Origin of the sequence: Aureliella helgolandensis, from assembly GCF_007752135.1 — a bacterium.
In the GTDB taxonomy this organism is placed as follows: Bacteria; Planctomycetota; Planctomycetia; order Pirellulales; family Pirellulaceae; genus Aureliella; species Aureliella helgolandensis.
Map to the genome: position 1 here is coordinate 3,407,207 of NZ_CP036298.1, position 20,357 is coordinate 3,427,563.

Consider the following 20,357-nt stretch of genomic DNA (forward strand, 5'->3'; position numbering starts at 1 on the left):
GGGCGTTGAGGTGGAGAAAGAGTTGCGAACCATATTAAGGGTAGAGCCCCTGAGCCACTTGGCGGATTTCTTCCAAGGTGACCAGATCGTTTCCGTCTCGGTCCCACCGGTGGAATCCACCGTGCCGAACGACGATGGCCGCTTCCGATTTGCGAATCAGTCCATCTCCATTGGCATCCATGGCTCGCATTACTCGCGCAATATAGGCCTCAATTTTGATTTGCCGCTCCGACTGGACTGGCTGCTCATCCTGTTGATGGGATTGCGGCCCTGATCCGGCTACGCGAGTTGGGGAATTTCCAGATGTTTCGCTATCGGAAACTGGAGGCTGAGAAGCGGAGACTGTACTACGCGGTTCAGCAACTTCAAAAAACGAGACTGCCATCTCCTCCCAAGTTTGGTCGCCCCAGTGAACCCATTGTTGCGGATCCGGATTGAAGGGATTGCTCGGCGAATTGTCAAACTCGGCTCGAAAACTGAGTTGTTGGATATCAGACAGGCTGATCGGCCGAGAAAATTGGTAGGTGTGCTGCCAGTTGAAGTCGTACTGCGGAACGTCTAGCAGGATCTCGCTGTTCGTGTTCCCCGCAAACAGGCGAAATGCTTTTCCGCGATAGTGCATGTGGGGTGTGACCGCCAGCAGAGTGCCGTTTCGCGGTAGAGTTTGCGAGCGCGCTTCTACATGGTGGCTGGGGACGCCAGGGGGAATCTCCAGCTCTTGGTCGAGCGCAATCATCGTATAGACTTCGTGAGTCACCGACTCCGGTGAAGCAAACACCAAGCCGACTTGGGTCTGATCCTCGCGAACCGTCCCATCAGGCGTGTAGTGCATTTGAAATACTAGCTTCGAACCTGCCGGAATGTGACGCGCATGCCCAGCAGGCATCGGCAAGTTTCGTTGGCCAGGAACATAGGCTGCGAGCCAACCTATACCACTGAAATCGGCGCCATCAGGCGGCCTGACAAACACGATGGCATGGTGTACCACCGATCGCTTCCCGGGCAAGACCTGGGCAGCAGCAATCCACTTGTCCTCAGAGAATTGAGGATCGACCACAAAGTACTGGTACTCCACCACGCCGTCTCGCGGCACTTGGTAGGGTTGCTCCCGCATGGGGAGGACCAAGTCAGGAGTCCGCGGTAGCAACCAACCATCGACATACTGCTGCGGCGGCGGCAGGTCTTCCGGCTTCCCTTCAGGTGCACCTAGTGCAACCCATTGACGCAACGTTTCTTTGTCTTCTTCAGACATGTGACGGGCGTTCGAAAACTCGCCATATTCGGGTGATGCATGCCAAGGTGGCATCCGCTCGTCTTCAATCGTTTCTAGCATCGTGTCAGCCCAGCCAATCACGTCTTCGTAACGCTCCATTGAAAACGGGCCGATATCCCCCTGACGATGGCATTCGATGCAATTTCTGGCCAAGACGCGCACCACCTCATTGGTAAAGGTTGGGGCTTGGTCCGGTGTCGTGCCTTGCGAGGAATTCTGGTCGGCGGAGTCCTGAATTAGCGGAGTCTTAGGACGACCAATGATGCAACCCACTGCACGCGTCTCAGCCAGGGACACTCGCTTGCCGGCCAGGATTTCCTCAATGGCAATCTGCAGGTCTCTGCGGGAGGCGTTGGAGTGGGCAATGCCTGGCGCATACTGATCGTCAATGCGACCGTGATAACGCAACATCAATCGTTCATCCAAGACGAATGCCTCCGGAGTCCGCTGGGCTCCGTATTGATCTGCGATCTGCTGGTCTGCGTCGTGCACTAGTTCGAATTGCACATCCAATTCGCTAGCGTACTTCGCGAGCTTTTCGGCGTCATCTTGAATGTTGCTCATCACTCCCAGGATGCGCACTCCCTGGGCTGCATAGGATGATTGCAGTTCGGACAGTTGTGAGGCGTAGGCCCGCGCCATCGGGCACTCGGTTCCAAGAAAGACCACAGCCACGACTGCCTGCCCTCCTGGCTTCAGCACTACGGGAGTGCCCTGCGGCGATTGGGATTCGAAGGCTAGCGAGGCAGCTCGGGCGATGCCAGGAGCCAAAAGAGTTGCCCCGACTGCGACGAGCGCCGTCATGAAGGTGAACCTGGGTTGCATGCGTATGCCCTTCGGAGTGGGGAATGGGAGTGGGCGTTCTCATGCGCGAGGGAGTTCGTGACTCCATCGCCACAGGGCCCCCAATCTGTAGCTTAGTGGACTTCGTCTCCACGATCATTACGAAGTTGAGACTCTGAGTCTAGCGATTCTAGTTCGCAGCCATCGCCCCCAGTACTGTATGGGCTGCGTCAATAGTATGGTCCATCAACTCGGGAGTATGCATCGACGAGAAGAAGAGGGCTTCAAACTGACTGCAGGGAAGATAAATGCCGGCCCGCATCATTCCCCAAAAGTACTCCGCATATCGCTCACGATGACATTCGTTGGCTTGTGTCCAGGATAGGACCGGTTGCTCAGAGAAGAAGAGCGTCATCATGCTTCCTACCCTTTGGACTTGATGGGGGAGCCCGGCGGCAGTAGCCGCGGCCGATAACCCCTGCGCCAATCGCTCGGCCTGCTGCTCGAGATAGGCGTAGGGCGATTCTTCTTTGAGAAGTTGCATCATGGCGACTCCTGCAGCAGTCGCTAAGGGGTTACCCGACAGCGTGCCTGCTTGGTAAACCTTGCCGGCGGGCATCACGTGGTCCATCAGATCCTTGCGCCCACCATAGACGCCCATCGGCAAGCCGCCACCCACGATTTTGCCCAAGGTCGTCAAATCCGGTGTGATGCCATACAGCGACTGTGCTCCACCCCAGGCAACTCGGAAGCCCGTCATGACTTCATCAAAAATTAGCACGGCACCGCTCTTGGTGCACAGCTCACGCGCAGCTTGCAAAAAACCAGGTTGGGGTGGAACACACCCCATATTTCCCACGACCGGTTCCAGGATGATGCAAGCAAGCTGATCGCCGTATTCAGCAAAGCATGATTGCAGAGCGGCGACGTCGTTGTACTCTAGCACGATGGTGTCGCTGCTCGTTCCCTTGGTTACACCAGGCGAATCGGGAACACCGAGGCTAGCAGCTGCGCTGCCGGCAGACACCAACAAACTGTCAACATGGCCGTGATAGTTGCCGGAAAACTTAATAACTTTATCGCGTCCCGTGGCTCCACGAGCTAATCGTATGGCACTCATCGTCGCTTCGGTCCCACTATTGACCAAGCGGAGTTTCTCGATGCTTGGGACCGCTTCAGTAATGAGTTCTGCCAGCTGGCTCTCTCGTTCCGTTGGCGCTCCGTAACTGGTGCCCTTGGCGACTGCCTCTTGAATCGCAGCGACAACTTTAGGGTGGGCATGGCCCATGATCATGGGGCCCCACGATCCGATGAAGTCGACGAATTGGTTGCCATCGATATCGAACAGAAAGGGACCGTCGGCGCGTTCGATGAACAGTGGTTTACCGCCAACCGCACCAAAGGCGCGGGCCGGACTATTCACTCCGCCTGGCATGAATTCACAAGCTCGATCGAAGGCAGCTTGGGATCGTTCTTGATTGAATGGTACTGTGGGGGCTTTAAACACGACTCGCGTTTTCCTTTTCGAACTTGAAAGTACATTCTGTGCCTAACGCACACAGGACCAACGGCCTCATCCCAATACTCTGCCTTGCTCTCGCGGCGCCCTAGTATTGTAACCCGCCGTGTAACGGCCTGTTGATGGGACCGCAGGGTGAGTAAGGCCAGGTGGTTGCCCAATAGGGCGAATAGCGGCACTAGCTACGTGGCAAATCTAAAATGGCTTCTAACATCAACAAGGCGGTAAGCCATACCGGATTCGTTGCTGCTGCAATTCGACTCAATTCGATTCGGCGTTGCGATCTTGGCAATGGCGTTGCCAACACGTCAATCAACGAGCCGCCAAGTTGCGGGCTGCCATCTCGACAAGCCGCCACGCAGCCGGGAGGCGTTTCAAGGGGTGGATTGCGCAAGTTGCACTTGTCTCGCTTAAATCAAATTGGCCGCAAATTTAGCCTGCAAGCACTTCAGGGCTCGTTCGCCTTGCGCCCCCTCTACGACGACGTTCACTCGCAATTCGCTCGTGTTGATCATCTCCACGTTGATGCCCGCTTCTGCAAGCACTTCGAACATACCAATGGCGACACCTGTGTGACTGCGCAGTCCAATACCACTAACCGAAAGTTTGGCGATTTCTTCACTGCCACTTACCTGCCGCACTTCAAATTTCTGACTTAATGTGCCAAACAGCTTACTGCACTCTGCGTACTGAGCGCGTGGCACGGTGAAGCTGATGCCGGTTTGCCCCTGATAGCCGTCATAGCTTTGTACGATCATATCGACAAAAATTCCTTTCGAAGCCACGGCCTCGAAAACTTCAGCCGCCAATCCGGGGGAATCTGGAACTCCTGACAAGGTAATGCGAGCTTGATCTTCTGACAGAGAGATTTCGCTCAGAGACAACTGCTCCATATCCACCGCATGCAAGTCGGCAACCAGCGACTGAATATCTGCCTCTTTCGATTTGCGGGTCGGGAGCTCGCTCCAATCTGCGGCATCAGCAGGTTTGCGATAGAGTTCGAAACTTTGGTGCACTGCCCGCAAAGCGGCTTGAGCTGAGGCTCTAGCAACCAGCACTGAGATCTTGATTTCACTGGTGGTGATCATTTGAATATTGATACCAGCATCGGCGATCGCACGAAACATTTTTTGAGCCACGCCGGTTTGTCGCGACATTCCGTTTCCGACTACGGAAATCTTCGAAACTTCATCATCACTTGTAAATCCCGTGGCTCCGATTCTTGTGACCGCAAACCTGACGGTCTCGGCGGCCCGCTTGAGTTCTTCCTTGGGGACAGTAAAGGAGATATCGGCGCGATTCTGTTCTCCAACATTCTGGACGATCATGTCGACTGTGATTTTTACATCAGCCAGGAGCTTGAACAATTCGTAACTGGTGCCAGGATTGTCTGGTACGCCCTGAACGGTAATGCGAGCTTCGTCGCGGGTCATCGCCGCTCCGCTGACGGGAGCCGAAGGGGATTCGCTTTCACTGACGATCAGCGTTCCACGCGTGTCGCTAAAGCTACTTCGTACATGAATGGGGACACCATACTTCTTGGCAAATTCAATTGAGCGATTGTGCATGACACCGGCGCCGAGACTGGCCAATTCAAGCATCTCGTCATAACCAATACGGCTCATCTGCCGCGCTTCTGGCAACTGGCGAGGGTCGGTGGTGTAGACCCCGTCGACGTCGGTGTGAATTTCGCAAGCGTCCGCATGCAGGACTGCGGCGAGTGCGACCGCCGTGGTGTCGCTTCCGCCACGTCCTAGCGTGGTGATATTGAAGTCATCGTCGATCCCTTGGAATCCGGCGGCGATCACGATGTTGCCATCATTGAGCAGCTTTTGGATTCTCTCAGGGGAGATGTTGCGAATGCGCGCTTTGGTAAAAGAGCTATCGGTCTGAATGCCCATTTGAGCGCCCGTCATACTGACCGCTTTGTAGCCCAGAGAATGCACGGCCATCGCCATCAGTGCCACGCTGACTTGTTCCCCCGTAGAGAGGAGCATGTCCATTTCACGGGCAGGCGGGGCTTCATTGATCTGCCCAGCCAAATCGATGAGCAAGTCCGTATTGTGTCCCATGGCGCTGACCACCACGACGACCTGTTTGCCTGCCTGCTGTGCTCGAATGGCCTTGCGGGCTGCCGATAGAATTTTCTCTGGATCGGCAACACTGGTACCGCCAAACTTTTGAACCACCAACGACATCTTGCAACTACTTTCAAAACTAAGAAAACTGCCCGCGGATAAAGGCGTCCATCATCTCCCAACCGTTGGGAAAAGCAATTCCCGATGCGGCTGCGGATGTTTCACTGTAACTGGACGTTCCCGAGGCTTTAATGTCGTGCCCGCAGACAGCCAAAGGCACCATGCCGTGACTGTGCTTCTTGGTGCTACATGGAGTCGGGTGATCGGGAAGCACTAGCAGTCGATACTCTGGAAACGTCTTGAGTTTCTCATGCACAGGTCCCACGACGGAGCGGTCAATCGCTTCCAAGGCTTTGATCTTCTCGTCAAATCGACCTTCGTGGGACGCCTCGTCGGTTGCTTCCACATGGACGCAGACAATATCGTATTTGTCCAACGCTTCCACGGCGGCCTGCCCCTTACCGGCATAGTTGGTATCCAAATACCCCGTGGCGCCCGCGACTTCAATACGATCCCAGCCGATCAATGCAGCCAACCCACGCAGCAAGTCGACTGCGGTAATCATCGCTCCATTGAGACCGAAACGCTCGTGAAAACTAGGGAGCAGCGGCGTGCGTCCTTGTCCCCACAACCAAACGTTCGTGGCTGGCTTGTGCCCAGAGCTCACTCTGGCTTGGTTCACGGGATGGTCCGCTAGGACCGTGATGCTGCGTTCCATGAGGTTGGTCAACAGGTCACTCCCGGGGCCTCTGGGGTAGTTGTCTGCGACCGAAAGATCCGTCAGGTCGTGGGGAGCGGTCGTCCGCGTGTCCTCGCTGAACGGGGGCTTGCGATCGGCCGAGCCGCGATAGAGCAGCAGATTGCGGTAACTGACTCCCGGCACGAACTCGAGCGTCGGGTCGCTGACCGCAGCCGACATCGCTTGCAATAAAGCGGTGGCCTCTTCCGTTGAGATGTGGTCGGCGGTGAAGTCCTGCATGACTTGGTCAACGATCGTGACCAGATTGCAGCGGACGGCCCAGTCGTGCTCCCCCAGTTCGATGCCTTGAGCGGCCGCTTCGATGGGAGCCCGTCCCGAAAAATACTGGTGCGGGTCGTAGCCGAAGAGGGTCATGTTGGCGACTTCGCTGCCCGCCGGGAAACCGGCCGGGGTGTTGTCGGTTGCCGCGACCTGGCCCTCAGACGCCACGCGGTCCATGTTGGGAATGTGAGCTGCATCTAGCGGGGTTTTGCCCTGGAGCTCCTCGAGCGGAAAGTCTGAACATCCATCCGGGATGACAATTGCGTACTTCATCTCAAGCTTGCCTAATTAATTCGAGGTGTATTGCTCTATTCCATAACGCGCATACGTACACTTTTGCCGCTGACAACCGGCAACTGCATGATTTGATCCACTGCTGCTTTGGCGGCACCCTCGGGGGCCTCGTGGGTCATGATCACTAGCTGAACACTCTCCCCACCCTCACGCTGGTCGGGCTCATGCTGGATGATCGAGGAGATGGACAACTGCTGGGCACCCAAAATGCTGGTGATCTTGGCCATCACGCCTGGGCGATCGACGACTTGGAAACGCATGTAGTAGCGTCCTGGCAACTCGTCTACAGGCCGTATCTTCACGGCCGATTCCCGCTCGCTCCACAGCTCCAAGGTACGGAAGGTGATTGGCGTACGGCCCACGGCCGTATCGATCATATCCGCAACCACTGCGGAAGCGGTAGGCATCTGGCCAGCTCCCTGTCCATGGAAAAATAGATCTCCAACGGCATCTCCCACGACATTGATGGCGTTGTAATTGGCTCGCACTTCAGCCAGGGGACGCCCCATGCGAATTAACGTGGGAGCGACACTCAGCTCCAACCCCTCTGCCCCCAATTCTGCATGGGAAATCAATTTGATGCGATATCCCAGTTCCTTGGCAAAATTCAGGTCGGTCAACTCCAAGGTATCGATGCCCGTCTTGGGGATGTCATTCCAGCGAATGCGCGCTCCGAAGGCGAGATGCGAGAGGATCGCCAATTTCTGGGCCGCATCGGAACCGTCGACGTCCATAGCGGGATCCGCTTCGGCATACCCCAAACGCTGAGCTTCTGCTACCGCTGCGTCGTAGCTCCAACCAAGCTCATCCATTTGGCAGACAATAAAATTGCTGGTGCCGTTTAGAATTCCTTGAATTGAACCGATCTGATTCGCGGACAGACATTGGCTCATGTTCGTGATGATGGGAATACCGCCAGCCACCGCCGCGTCGAAAGCGATGGATCGGCCGAGGGCTCGAGCGCGGTCAAACAATTCAGGGCCATGTTCGGCAAGCAGAGCCTTGTTGGCAGTGACGACATCCTTGCCTGCTTCCAGCAGTTGCAGCATGACGCCTCTCGCAGGCTCCAGCCCCCCCATTAGTTGCGCCACCACCTTGATTTCGGGATCGGATAGCACGTCGTTCAGTTGATCCGTCAGAACACCCTCGGGAAGGTTGCAGTCCCGAGCTTTGCTCAAGTCACGCACCACTGCTTTCTCGAGCCATAGTGTTCGCCCGGCATGGCGGGCAGTTCGGTCACCATGATCCAACAGGAGGCTGGCGACTCCGCTACCGACTGTGCCAAGTCCAACAATTGCGACTTTTGTCTTTTCCATCTGTCCCTATCCGATGCCGTTGTTGCCGCGCGCAGGGGGCTGAACGCGGAATTACAAAGCACTGAGCAATCCTAGCCACAGTGCTGGAGACGACTATCGTACTCGAAAGAGACCAATTTGCCCCAGGCGGGCAATGCAAATTGTGAGGCAGGTATTGGAAAATCCTTGGGCCGCCTTAGCCTGCAGGCGTCGCTCCGGCCACAATCGAACCCTCTAGACGGTCTAGCGCAAAAGAAAGACGCTGCCTGACCAACTCTCGCAACCACTGGGAGCGTGTTTGATCTGCCTGTTCCTCGGCGTCGAGTAGCGTCTTGGCCTGCTTGAGGTGGTAGTGGGCTTGGGTTTTGTTCTGCGCATTCAGGCTGGAAAAGATTAGGAAGAAATGATCCAGTCCGGTGGCCTCGAAGTCCGCAATCCGCCGCGTAAAACCCGGTAAATCGGCCATCCGCGCCCCGTTGCGTGCCTCTGTCCACTCCAGCAACTTGCCGAGCGAGCTTTCGGTATCCTTTTCCTCACCTGCAGCCTCCAATTTCTCGATTTTCGAAGTGAGCGCGTGAACCGCCCCCCTTCGTACTCCCTTATTGGCTAATACCAGACCTGCTGCGTAGAGCGATTGCCACAATTCGCTGTGTGCGATAATCTCCAACTGCCGGTCCTCTAGCAGGAAATTAAAGGCGGGCATCGCCATGATCGAGTCGTCTTCGCTCCTCGCAAACAGAATCCCAGCCTTCCAAAGCAACAATTGCTCGTTCTCCCGCTCTGACAGCTCGCCTGCCAGCCGGTCGTCCAGCAACTCTAACGCCTCATTCCAGGACTCCGTCTGCACCAATTGCTCAATTCTCGATTTGGTGTCGCGGAGAGTTTGGGACGAGAACGCAACTGGAACTGGGGCCTCCAGAATACCCGTGATTTCCTCCCGCTTGGGCTCGTCAGTTTCTACACCATCGATCTCGATTTCCAACTCTGCAGCGGTAGCAATCTTCTCTTCAAGGGCATCCCCCGATTCCTGTGCTGCTAATTCCTGCGCTGCTGGGACCTGCAAGGGACTGGGAGGGGAGCCTGGCTCGAAGTCTGACTCTAAGTTGGGCTGCCCAAGGAGAATTGTGTCTGGAGATGGAACGGGCGATTCGGCTTCGACCTCTCGCCCGCCCGCTTCCTGGTGGATCTCGGTCGAGGGGGATTCTGAAGCAGAGCGGAGGTACGGGCGGCTATCCTGCACTCCACTATTGCCGTCAAGTATGGAAAGCGTCGCTATGAGGACCGCTGACAATAGCCCCACCACGCCAGTGATGGTGAGCAGCAAGAGCAGGCGATGCCCGTAGTTCACCTTCAAATCGGAGTATGCGTCGAGCTGCAATTGGCGTTTCTGGTTCCGGGCTTGCACCTCCGGCGAAGAGACGCCCCCTAGGTCCAGCACCGGTTCCGGCAATACCGCTGTCGTTCCATCTTTCCAATTCGCTTCGTCTATCAGCGGGCGGGCAGAAAGGGGGGCGGTTACGACGGGGAGCAGTGCCTGTACGTTCTGGAGATCGTTGCGACGACCTTCCAGCCACTCGCCCAACTGATTGCAGGTCTCTGCCGAAATCGCAGATCCGACTATCGACTCCATGTCAGCCTGTTCGCTCGTCAGACGCTCTACCTCTTCTAGCATGCGTCCCCATTCCTCACGGGACATCAGCTGCTGGTCGAGTGCCAGTTGCAGCACGCGTTTGAGTTGATCTAGCTCTTGAATGTTGGTTTGCATCTCAATTTCCTATCCATGGAAACATCGCATTTTCACGAATGGTATATGGACCGACGAAGGTAGCTGCGAAAGCAACCTGGAGTTTTGCTTGTCAACTTGGGGCTAGCAGTTGGCGAATTTGCGAGCTGAGCAGCAAGCGAGCATCGAAGCCAACCCCTTCGCTCAACGGCGCGGCTCAATCGTACCCCGCCGCATGGCGGATGATCGACTTAGCAATCCGCCAAGCGCTGGGTGCGGTTTTTCCGCAAAATTGAAAAGGCCTTGAAGTCGAAACGCCACCAAGGCAGCGGTGTTTTCGAACGCCTCCCACCCTCAATTGCGGCAGATCGTGGATTTATCCGTACAACCCCTGCAATTGGACGCCGCGATCGGCTCGACAAACGGGCAGGAACCACTTTCTCACCGGCCAACGGAGTAGGTTAGCCTACTGTCATCATAGCTTCCCAAACGCAATTTGGGGCGCAATAGTGCTCAGAAGTTTTCCGCGGCGACTGGCAATTGCACTGCAATCTACCCGCGGCCCTCGGTTCCTCGGAAGTACTGGGAGCGAGAGAGAGGTGATTCTATAGACCTCAATCAGGGCCGACGAGCCAAACGCTTACTGCCCAGTCCCAGCCCCTTCGACGATCTTTCGAGTTACTTGGCCAATTTTCGCCTGCCGCTCCGACAGTGCCTTGAGTTCGGGCAGAATCTCAGCTTCGGTCGCTTGCCCCACTGCATCTTCTGGTTGAGAAAGCATTTTAGAAAGCGTTTGTGTTCGATTGTTGATTCGCACTTGGAGCGTCCGAACTAAGCGCAATTCTGCCAGTTTATCGACCAGCGGTTGGTCTCCCGGTTCTCCGCCCTGAGGCTGTTGTCCCGCCTGTTGCTGCTGTTTCTTTTGCTCGTTGTCCTTCTGAACCTGCACTAAAGCAGCGACCATTTCTTCCAAGGCGCTTACGATTTCTTCCTCGATGACCACCGTCAACGCGCCCACCTCGCCCTGCGACAATCGGTTGATTACGTTCGATATGTCGGCGTTCACCTGCTCGACGGCTTCGGGAAACGCAGCGCTTGAGCCCTCTTCGCGAAGCAACAGATAGGCTCGTTCTCCATCAGCCAAGATCTTCTTTTCATCCAGTGCCAATTTGCTGGCCATGATTTCCACTTGCCGGCTCTGCTGCTCACCAGCAATCTCCTGCAGGCGTCGTGTTTCCTCAAGCACTTTGATTTGCATTTCCACCATCCGTCGCAACCTTACCTCGAGAGAAGCGAGCGAACGCTCAACCTCTTCTTCCCGCAGTTGTCGCAGGATTTGCTCGAGTTGAGCGATGGCCTCACGCAGCTCGTCCTCCGCTTCGCGTTGCTTTTCGACAGCTCCGTCGCGTTCCGCGTTGTCCAATGCCTCCTGGGCCTCCTCCATACGCTGTTGGGCTCGTTCGATGCGTTCCAAGGCTCGCTCACTGGGCGTTTGCGGCTCAGAGGGCTCTTGCTGTCCCTGTTGTCCTTGCTGACCTTGCTGACCCTGCTGACCCTGCTGACCCTGTTGACCCTGTTGACCCTGTTGACCCTGTTGACCCTGTTGACCCTGTTGACCTTGTTGACCTTGTTGACCTTGTTGACCTTGTTGACCTTGTTGACCTTGTTGACCTTGTTGACCTTCGGCGGGGGATTGAGCTGGTGAGTCCTGGGAGTCGGACTTCGACGGAGCTGCTCCCGGCTGTGGGGCAGCGTTTTCATCGCTCTCGTCGGGAGAGGCGGGTGATTCTTGCCCACTTGCGTCTGACTCTGCCGGGCTATTTTCCGCTGGACTATCTGGAGTTGATTTGCCGGGCTCAGATTTTCCAGACGCAGACTCCCCACTGGGATCCGGCGGTTCATCCCCAGACTTATCACCTGCCTCCGATGCGTTCTTGTCAGGTGGGGGACTCTGTGTCGCCGGTTGCGAGTCGGATTCTGCCGACGACGGCTCCTGCTGCGTAGGCGTTTCGCCGCGGAGGTCCTGGGCAATGTCCTCAGCCTTTTGGCTGAGCTGTGCTTGATTCTCGGCGGCCGGCTTCAGCTGCTGCCCTCCCTCGGTGCGTCCACGCAATGAACTCTGCAACCGCAGTAGTCGGTCGGTTTCTTCTATCCATCGTCTTACCTGATCCCGCTGCTCACGGACCCGCTTCTCCCGATTCTCACTCTGAAGCATCTCCAGGATTTTATTGAGCTGTTGGCGGCTGTTCTTTTGCTTTTCGATGGCTTCGCTATATTGATTCCCATCCAGGTTCGCTGCCGCTTCCGTTAGAGTTTCTGCCAAGCGAACCTGTTTGCTGAGTTGGACAGCTTGTTGAAGAAGCGCCGCCCGAGTCGGGTTGTCACCGGCCTCCAGCTCGGATGCACGCAGGAGTAAAATCTCCAGTTTCGCATATCGATCGGCCACACTTCTCTGCTGCTGTCCCAGATCGGCAGTGGCCGGTTGGTTGGCAGCCTCCGCTACATCGCTGGGCTGTGCTGTCGGTCCCTGCGCTGCTAAATGGGCGACAAGCGAGAGTCCCAGCCAGACGGCTAGGGTGCCGCGAAGGAAATGGCTGATTTTCTGTCGTTGGATGTTCATTGATATCTCTCACTATTCCGCAAATGCCTGCGGGGCTACTGCAGGAAATCCAAAATGCGTTTGCGTTGTTCTTGTTCGGTGGCGTCGAGCAATTGCTCTTGATCCTCTAACAGTCCACGCACTAAGTCAACGATTTCATTGAACGATTCCATATCCAGCATGCTCGATTTAATCTCCTCCAATCGCAGCAATACCGCGTCCAATTGTGCAATCGTCGCCTGCGTTTCACTCTTTCCATCGCCGGAGTTCACCGCGGCGGTTAAACCGAGGAGTTGGGCTTGTAGCTGTTCGTATTCGTTTTCGAGCAAGCTGCGCAACGGTTCGAAAACGTTCGATTGCAAACGGGCTTGGCGGTCCAAACTGTCAATGCGATTGTTGACCAACTGCATCCGCAAATTATCAACTCGAGATGCTAAACTGGCTAACTCTTGATCCGATTTATCGCTCTGCAGCACGCACTGCTGGGTCCATACGGCTACGCGGCGTTGCACCTCTTGGCGGGCATTGAGCGTCGGTTGTGCATCACCCACCTGCGGCAGACTGACGAGTTGCGTGTTGCGCGCGTTTGATTTCAGGGCATTGGGGGAATCCAGTGCTTGCAAATTGGCTCGGATGTTTTGCAGTAGGTCCCGCATTTGTTCAAGTTCGGTAGTGATTAATTCTAACCGCTGCCGCTGTTCCAACTCTTGACGATCCAGTAACACCAACAATTGGTCGGGCGTCACGATCGATAGCTGCTGAGCCTGCCCTTGGCCAAACAGTGGCCGTTGTCGCGCAGGACGCGCTTGGGATGGAGTTTCTTTGCCAGGAGTGGTCACCTCGGATTGAAGATCGAAATGATCCGTTGCTTTGACTACGATTCCCAGCGTTTGGCCTGGCGCTGCTGTTAAAATCCCCTGTTCGTCCAACAACGCTAAATCAATGTCGGTGTTCAGTTCACCGTTGTCAGGCACATCCACATCGACGTCCACTCGGGCTGAATCGTCCAAAACCAATTCAACGTACAGGCGGGCCAAGCCGTTGTCGTCCGTGGCCGTGCCACGGATCGGCAAACTCGCATTGGGGGTTACCGCCACCCCGATGCCTTGCAAACGCGATGCAACTTCAGGGATCTGATCCTCCAGCACGGTGACGACGTAGCGGGGAATTTGCTCTGCTGGCAAGCCGTATTCGTCGAGGAGTCGGATCTCCACGATCTGACTGGCGCGCATGGCTCCCAGCGGGATCGCAAACGTTTGACCGTCGACTGTCGCCGGTTGAATTTGAAGCGACGTTTCGCTACTACTTCCACTCGGCCCAGGCGATCCGCCGCCGCTCAGTTTCACGTATTCAACGCGACTCAACGCACCACTGGCCGTGCCCCGCAAGGTGACTTGCGTACCTTCCGGGATGGACAGGCCGCTGCGATATTCCAACGCCTCTCGCTGCGGTCGACTGCTCTGAGCGTCAACCAAGTAGGTCGGATACTGGCAATCGATCGTCATTGCGGTGATTGCGATCGGCTCGACGACCTGCAATGTGAGATCGCGGAGTCGCGCGTCGAGCCCGACGACATCGAGTGTCAGACTTTCTGTGATCCCATCGAGAGGTGGACCGTCAATCGTAAATTGCTGCCATCCCTCCCGCGCCGCACCTACTCGACGCAGGTTCGCGCGGCCGCGATTCCCCTCCTCGGTGCGATAGAACAGAGTGCAAACCTCAGGCACTTGGCTAGCACTCACGTCCGCTGAAACTTGCAGCAAGGCAGCGCTACCGATCGGAATGCGGACGGTTTGGTCTGCAAAGGGAATCATCACTCGCTCTGCGGAAAGCTGACCGGTGAATGTTGGGACCTGCAATTGCACCCCATCGGCCCGCAGCTCCGCATTGCGAGGCCAGAGTTGGTCGGATAGACCAAACAGCCGGGTGGTCCAGGTTGTCATCCAGCCGTTCATGCCGAGCGCGGCGATGCAGGTAACGACCAATCCGAAAACGGCAGCAACGCCTGTCGCCCATAGTGGTTGCCAACTGAATAGTTCGCTGGGGGCCACATTCCCGATTCGGCGGCTTATCGAACTGTGGACGCGCTCCAACATCTGTGCGTGTGCCGCCGGATTGGAAGTGTCGGGAACATTGCCGTCGCTCAATTCCACGGCGGTTACCAGCTCATTGTCGAGCTCTGGATAATGCCGTTCGATCAGCAGTGCTAATGAGCGGTTGGGCAAGCGGGCGAAAAGCCTGGGGAGCGTCCAACGCAGCACAAACGCCAGTCCTCCACCTAGCATGAGCCCCAAGAATCCCATGCGCACCCAACGCGGGGTCTCACTAGAACCGGCGCGGACCGGTAGATAATCGAGCATGCCGCCCAACCAAAATACCAGCAACAACCAGCACAGGATCACGAACAGCGTCTGCAACAGGACGTAGCGGCGCAGGAGGCTCCGCACATCGTCCAGTTTGTCAACGATGTTTCGCGAGAGTCGCAGTGGTTGAGGTTCTTGTGACATGAAATTGCGTCCTAAGCTCTGACTAGGCCAGTCGGTGAATACGCCTTGAAAGCCATTCCAACGACAAACAACTTGCGACCCAAATCATGAGCCACCCCAACCAGCGCAGTTGGAACAGACGGTCCGGGGTACCTGGCAGGAAAACTACCGAATCTTGAGGTTCAATCGCCGCCACCAAAGCGCGAACCCCTTGCTCATCGGCTTCTGCAGCAGTCTGGGCGCCCACCCAGTATTGTCCTCCCGTCTCGGTCGACAGCTGCTTCATCAGAGGGTCGTCTCGCTCCGCTTGTTGCATTTCACTGGCGGGTACTCGGGCTCGCACTGAGGCCAGCAATACCTCCTCGGAAGCAATGCCGCCGAGCTGCAATTGCAGAGCGTACTCCCCAGCTACCAACACCGGGAATTGTCCCGTGTAAACACCAGGTTGGGATCCATCGGCCAGTGGTCGCAGTACCAAGGGGACGTTTCTGCCCTGTGCATCGATCAATCTCGCCACCACTTCGCTCTGAATTAAGGGGGCATACTGTTCGTTTTTGAGGACGGCCCGCACGGCTACTTGTTCACCTAAAGCTGCTTGCTCGCGATCGACGAGTAGCACGCCACGATCCGAATCGAGCAGCAACCGACCTTGGGAGACCCACCGCACTAATTTGGTGTAGAAGCGATCGAAGTAGGCGTCGCCCAGTCGGCGCATCCGCCACATTTCGCCACCACCGAGAAACACAACGCGTCCAGCGCCATAGAATTGACTGGCCATGTAGATTGGTAATTGCCCATCAATGGCTGTGGTTGGGTCGCCGAACAGGGCCAGCGCCTTGGCTCCAGGTTTTAATTGGTAGGCCGAATAGAAACCGAAGACACCGTCGAAGGCTTGCCACGTTTCCATGCTGCTCTCGGGATCATCGTTGACCCATAAAAAATCGGTTTGTCGGCCGTCGGCCGTTAATTGTAAGGGCCATGCGGCCGCCGATTCGATCCTGCCGCCAGCTAGGAGACTGCTGCCGCGTGCGTCCAAGATCACGGGGGATAGCGAACGCAGATTCTGCGCACGACTTCCACTCGCCGACCGAGCGATCCACTTGGGCATCTCGACGGTCCCTGCCACCATGACGAATCCACCGGCTTGCTCGGCGACCCATTCCTCCATGGCTTTGACGGCGATATCGGGAATGGAGCTCCAGTCTGCATCGAAGGCAATGATCGCATCGTATTCCGACAACCGTTCCCGCGTACTCGGCATTTCGGTCAGCATCAGTTGAGCCTCCTGGGAGGAGTCGGAAGAGGCCGATTGCAAAAACACATGCGATTCCACGTCGCGGTCGCGGTACAGCAGGTTGCGAACGAATTGATACTCTCGAGTCGGTCCACCCGCGACAATCAGTACGCGATTTTTTCGCTCGACAACCTCCACCAAGGCGCTCGCGGTATTGTCTCGCGCATCGGCATCTCCCGGTGGAGGAAGGACTCCTACGCGGTACTCCCACTCTCCGACGCTCCGCGGATCCAACTCGAATTTTGCTTGCGCAATCGAGCCGTCAACGGGTATTTCCAACTGTTGCTCACGCTCCAGTACGAAATTCGCCGCTTCGGTCCCCTTGGGGCCAGACATTACTTGTACCGTAACGACTTCCCCGTCAAAGCCCGAGGAGCCTACTAGGGCGGTGAGCGTAAATTGATCGCCCGGGTAGATGCGTTTGGCAACATCCACCTCAACCAGCTCGACGTTTGGCGGACTTCGGTCAGACCCAATACCCACAAAATAGAGCGGCACACGCGCGTTGATGGCGCTGGCAGCGACCTGCTTGGGAACGATACCCGCATTGCTACGACCGTCGGTGAAAATGGCGATCCCTGCCAACGGGTTGCCTACCTCGCGATCCAGAATCGCGCGGATTGCGTCGCCCAAACGCGTCTCGGTTCCTCTGGGCTGCAGCGCTTCACGCCAGTCTTGGGGTAACGGCTGCGTCTGACTCGCCTGAGTTTCCAACGCGTCCGCCTCGGACGAAGTTGGCGATTCGTAGACTTGCTGGGGGGTAGCCGACGTCAACAGCGATAGTAGCGTGTACCCGCTGTTGGGTAAAATGGCCCAAGCACTGGTGAACATGGCGGCCAACCACAGGACCGATCCCAGCAATAATAGCCACCCGCCGGCCGGCCAATTGCGCAATCCTAGTATCTGACTGCCCAGCGAAACGAGCAGGCTTAGGAGTGCCAAGCTGCCCAGCACCGCTGCGGTGCGCGCCAGCCATCGCCCACGCGTTAGGGCTTGCGACAAAGGAGCGTCCAATTCTAAGGGGTCCGTTGGCGTTTCAGCATCTTGGCCGTTGGCGTTTGCGACCGCTTGCGAGCCACCGGCCCGCGTCAAGGCCGCGACTTCGCTCGGTGCCGCCTGGGAATCGAAGCGATACACCGCCACTTCATGCCGGTCCGCCAACTGGCTGAGAAGATCCGATTCTGCGATCCACTGGGTAACTTCGTCTGAGCGGGTGAGGGAACTCGCCAATCCCACCTCCGACGGTGTCCCCGCAAGCGTCATGCTCAGCGAGGTGTCTACCAGAACGGCCACGCGCGATTCCTGCACGACCCGTTGTTCCGATCGCTTATCAAGCTGCATGAAGTAGAACAGGAGGCCGAGCAAGGCGGCCACGCGCAGCAATAGCAATGCCCAGCCCACAGGCCGAGCGTGCTCCGCCGAGTCGCGGCGATACCAAAATACGACATAGGACAACACGAGAATGCAAATTGCACTCAGCAACAACCAGTGCCACCATTGATCGAGTTGTTCAAGCCGCAACCATTGGTAATAGACTCTGGTTTGCGCCCAAAGTGGCATTGAAATCAGATTGTTGGACAGAGGACTCATCGTGCCCTCCCGGTGGTGCGCGGTGCATGGTAGCTAGCGGAGTAGGCTAGCCATTGCTCGCCCAATAGGAGCAGGGAGAGTAGTGCCAGAAGCAACGTGCTTTGTGATGCTTCCTGCAGGGTGATTCCCGCCCCGCTTACAGCGTCGGCAGTTCGGAAATCGAAGGCAATTCCTGAGAACTTCGTTTCCAGTTCGCTTCTCGACACGCGCTGCAAGTTTCCTTCAGCAGCGGCCACGTTGTGCGCAACATTCTGAACGATTGGAGTGCCCTGGACATCGATCATCCATGATTCGAACACACCTGGGCGCAACATGCCATCGACCAGAGCGCGATCCAAGTTCACAGAATTCACATCCACTTCTAAGCGAGCCAATGGCTCGACGGTATCTCCGACGGTTGACTCGTCGACCTTTCGCTGCAATCGCAAGCGAGCCGTCCCTTCACGGTTGGGAATCAAGACTTCAGCATCCGGCAGGACACGCGTCCCGCGGACAACCATCTCCAAGGGGCTACCCACCGGCCAACTCGTCGCATCGCGTCGAAAGCTCGAGAGATACCCCATCGATCGCAGGGCCAAGACCACGAAGGTTGGGTCTTGTGCCCAGTTGCTCCAGTCGGCGGTTAATCCGGTGAGCAGAGTTATCACACGGCCTTCGCCGAACGGCTTATCGAGTATCAAAGGCGTTTTTTCAGGTCCCCATGCAACCACTTCCAGGGTCGGTGATTTCAACGATTCTCCAGTAGCCAGCATTTGCTGCCGGATGCGAATCAGAAAAAAAGGAGAGCTAGAAAGTTGCGTTAGTGGGGCCAATACGGGATGGGCAGTGGCTGCAACTTGGGGTTCGGAATTCTCGAGCGCCTGAGGAATTTCCAAAATCGAACTCAACTCGATCGGAAAGAAGCCTTCGCCGCCGCGGTGCAGTTGTTGGTTGACGAACTGAATATTCGTATTGCGGCCAACATGCACAAACAGGCCACGTCCCTGACGGCAGAACTCCTCCAGTTTGGTTACCGCTTGAGGATCGAGGCGGGGGACGTCGAGCAGCCCCACCACATCGTATTGCTCAAGTACCGCGGGAGAGATGTCTCGCAAGAAAGCGGCATCGACGCGCTCGATCTCGAGGCCGGTCCGCAATCGCTGACTGGGCTCCATGGCTGCTTCGAAGAAGTAACTGTTGGAACCAGCGACTTCGCCATCGACTAATAGTAGTTTTTGAGATTCCTGAATTCCGATCACACACCAACGCTGGTTGTCCGTTTTCAATCCGTCGTCCGGTAGCATGACTTCGACCACGTGCTGTCCCGGTTCGCCGAAGATGACTTGAACCTGCCGCGTGACCGTTTCTCCTGCACCGATCTGCTCGATCACCACCGGCGGCAAATCGAGGGTGATGCCAGAATAGGGTTGGTCGGGCTGGGGAGTGGTCGTGCCTTCCCCGTAGCTGATCGCCTTGACGCGCACGACCACATTCTTGGCGGGTTGGGTGGCTTGGTTGCGAATTTGAAAACGGACCATCAAAGGAACACCAGCTGCCCACACCTCTTGTTCAGGGTCGATGGCTGCCACAGATAAATTGGCTGTAGCTGCTTTGCCGCAATCGACCAATTTCAGTTGAGCCTCGGTATCGCTGAGGGTTTGCAGCTTTGCGCGGAGCGTTTCGGGCTCTCCAAACTCGTTGCGTCTCAAATCGGTCAACAAATAGACTTCGGCACTCTCTTGAGAGTTGGCCGCAACCATCGGGATAATCATGTCCAGCGATTCCGCTGGTGAGAGCTGAAGTGCCGTGGGGGCGGTGGCGTTAATCCGATCCAGTAGGCGGCCTGGATCGCGTGGAACCGACTGGGCGATGAGATCCGCTGCGGAGTCGATGCGCGCCTCCTCCTCAGCGCCTCCTGCAGCCAACGCGGCTCGACTAAAACGCAACAGGGTAATTTGATGCTGTCCCCCCCTGGCCGAGATCGATCGCACAATGCCACTTAAGGCATGCAGAGCGCGCGCGTAAGCTGACTCGCCCTGCTCCACCTCTTCCATCGAGTAGCTATCGTCGAGGAGGATGTAGTGATGCGTCGTTTGGCCGCCGAGTAATCCCAACCATTGAGAATTGCTAACCCATTTTGCCAACATGGCTACCAGCAGTAACATCGCAAGAATGCGGGAGGCCAATAGCAACCATTGCTTGAGCATCACCCATCGTCGATTTCGACGGTGGCTTTCAAGCAAAAAGTCCATCGCAGCCCACTTCTGCTTGCGATGGCGGAGCATGTTGATCAAATGCACCAATATGGGGACACCAATCAACAGGAATCCCCACGTCAGTGGTTGGTACAGAAACTGCATTGG

The 20,357-nt window shown here is 56.5% G+C and carries 11 protein-coding genes; all 11 read right to left on the reverse strand.

The window, feature by feature from the left end:
- Positions 1–34 precede the first annotated feature (34 nt).
- Positions 35–2,098 (reverse strand): redoxin domain-containing protein, encoded by a 2,064-nt coding sequence (locus Q31a_RS12120; protein WP_145077906.1) that lies wholly within the window; start codon positions 2,096–2,098, stop codon positions 35–37.
- A gap of 148 nt (positions 2,099–2,246) precedes the next feature.
- Positions 2,247–3,563 carry a glutamate-1-semialdehyde 2,1-aminomutase gene (gene hemL / locus Q31a_RS12125; RefSeq protein WP_261342713.1) on the reverse strand — a complete coding sequence of 439 codons (1,317 nt, stop codon included), beginning with the start codon at positions 3,561–3,563 and terminating at the stop codon, positions 2,247–2,249.
- Positions 3,564–3,753: 190 nt separating this feature from the next.
- Entirely contained in the window at positions 3,754–3,969 is a 216-nt protein-coding gene (locus tag Q31a_RS12130) for a hypothetical protein (protein WP_145077908.1), read from the reverse strand.
- Between the two features lie 16 nt (positions 3,970–3,985).
- Complete coding sequence (locus Q31a_RS12135) at positions 3,986–5,773, reverse strand: aspartate kinase (protein ID WP_145077911.1); 1,788 nt, start codon at positions 5,771–5,773, stop codon at positions 3,986–3,988.
- A gap of 19 nt (positions 5,774–5,792) precedes the next feature.
- On the reverse strand, positions 5,793–7,007 hold the full coding sequence (locus tag Q31a_RS12140) for a cofactor-independent phosphoglycerate mutase (protein ID WP_145077913.1): 1,215 nt from the start codon (positions 7,005–7,007) through the stop codon (positions 5,793–5,795).
- 35 nt (positions 7,008–7,042) lie between these two features.
- Entirely contained in the window at positions 7,043–8,344 is a 1,302-nt protein-coding gene (locus Q31a_RS12145) for a homoserine dehydrogenase (protein WP_145077915.1), read from the reverse strand.
- Positions 8,345–8,519: 175 nt separating this feature from the next.
- On the reverse strand, positions 8,520–10,088 hold the full coding sequence (locus tag Q31a_RS12150) for a hypothetical protein (protein WP_145077917.1): 1,569 nt from the start codon (positions 10,086–10,088) through the stop codon (positions 8,520–8,522).
- 598 nt (positions 10,089–10,686) lie between these two features.
- The gene (locus Q31a_RS30155; RefSeq protein ID WP_197356771.1) at positions 10,687–12,666 is read right to left on the reverse strand and encodes a coiled-coil domain-containing protein; all 1,980 of its coding nucleotides are present in this window, start codon (positions 12,664–12,666) and stop codon (positions 10,687–10,689) included.
- 35 nt (positions 12,667–12,701) lie between these two features.
- On the reverse strand, positions 12,702–15,152 hold the full coding sequence (locus Q31a_RS12165) for a hypothetical protein (protein ID WP_145077923.1): 2,451 nt from the start codon (positions 15,150–15,152) through the stop codon (positions 12,702–12,704).
- A gap of 22 nt (positions 15,153–15,174) precedes the next feature.
- Positions 15,175–18,015, reverse strand: coding sequence for a vWA domain-containing protein (locus Q31a_RS12170; protein ID WP_145077925.1), 2,841 nt, complete (start codon positions 18,013–18,015; stop codon positions 15,175–15,177).
- The gene (locus Q31a_RS12175; RefSeq protein WP_145077927.1) at positions 18,012–20,354 is read right to left on the reverse strand and encodes a BatA domain-containing protein; all 2,343 of its coding nucleotides are present in this window, start codon (positions 20,352–20,354) and stop codon (positions 18,012–18,014) included. Before Q31a_RS12175 ends, Q31a_RS12170 begins: the two co-directional genes overlap by 4 nt.
- Between the last annotated feature and the right edge of the window lie 3 nt (positions 20,355–20,357).

What these genes read in the sequence shown, in the direction of transcription:
- Q31a_RS12120 (WP_145077906.1), bottom strand. Translation starts at nt 2,098, where the DNA reads ATGCAACCCAGGTTCACCTTCATGACGGCGCTCGTCGCAGTCGGGGCA.
- Q31a_RS12135 (WP_145077911.1), bottom strand. Translation starts at nt 5,773, where the DNA reads ATGTCGTTGGTGGTTCAAAAGTTTGGCGGTACCAGTGTTGCCGATCCA.
- Q31a_RS12140 (WP_145077913.1), bottom strand. Translation starts at nt 7,007, where the DNA reads ATGAAGTACGCAATTGTCATCCCGGATGGATGTTCAGACTTTCCGCTC.
- Q31a_RS12145 (WP_145077915.1), bottom strand. Translation starts at nt 8,344, where the DNA reads ATGGAAAAGACAAAAGTCGCAATTGTTGGACTTGGCACAGTCGGTAGC.
- Q31a_RS12150 (WP_145077917.1), bottom strand. Translation starts at nt 10,088, where the DNA reads ATGCAAACCAACATTCAAGAGCTAGATCAACTCAAACGCGTGCTGCAA.
- Q31a_RS30155 (WP_197356771.1), bottom strand. Translation starts at nt 12,666, where the DNA reads ATGAACATCCAACGACAGAAAATCAGCCATTTCCTTCGCGGCACCCTA.
- Q31a_RS12165 (WP_145077923.1), bottom strand. Translation starts at nt 15,152, where the DNA reads ATGTCACAAGAACCTCAACCACTGCGACTCTCGCGAAACATCGTTGAC.
- Q31a_RS12170 (WP_145077925.1), bottom strand. Translation starts at nt 18,015, where the DNA reads ATGAGTCCTCTGTCCAACAATCTGATTTCAATGCCACTTTGGGCGCAA.
- Q31a_RS12175 (WP_145077927.1), bottom strand. Translation starts at nt 20,354, where the DNA reads ATGCAGTTTCTGTACCAACCACTGACGTGGGGATTCCTGTTGATTGGT.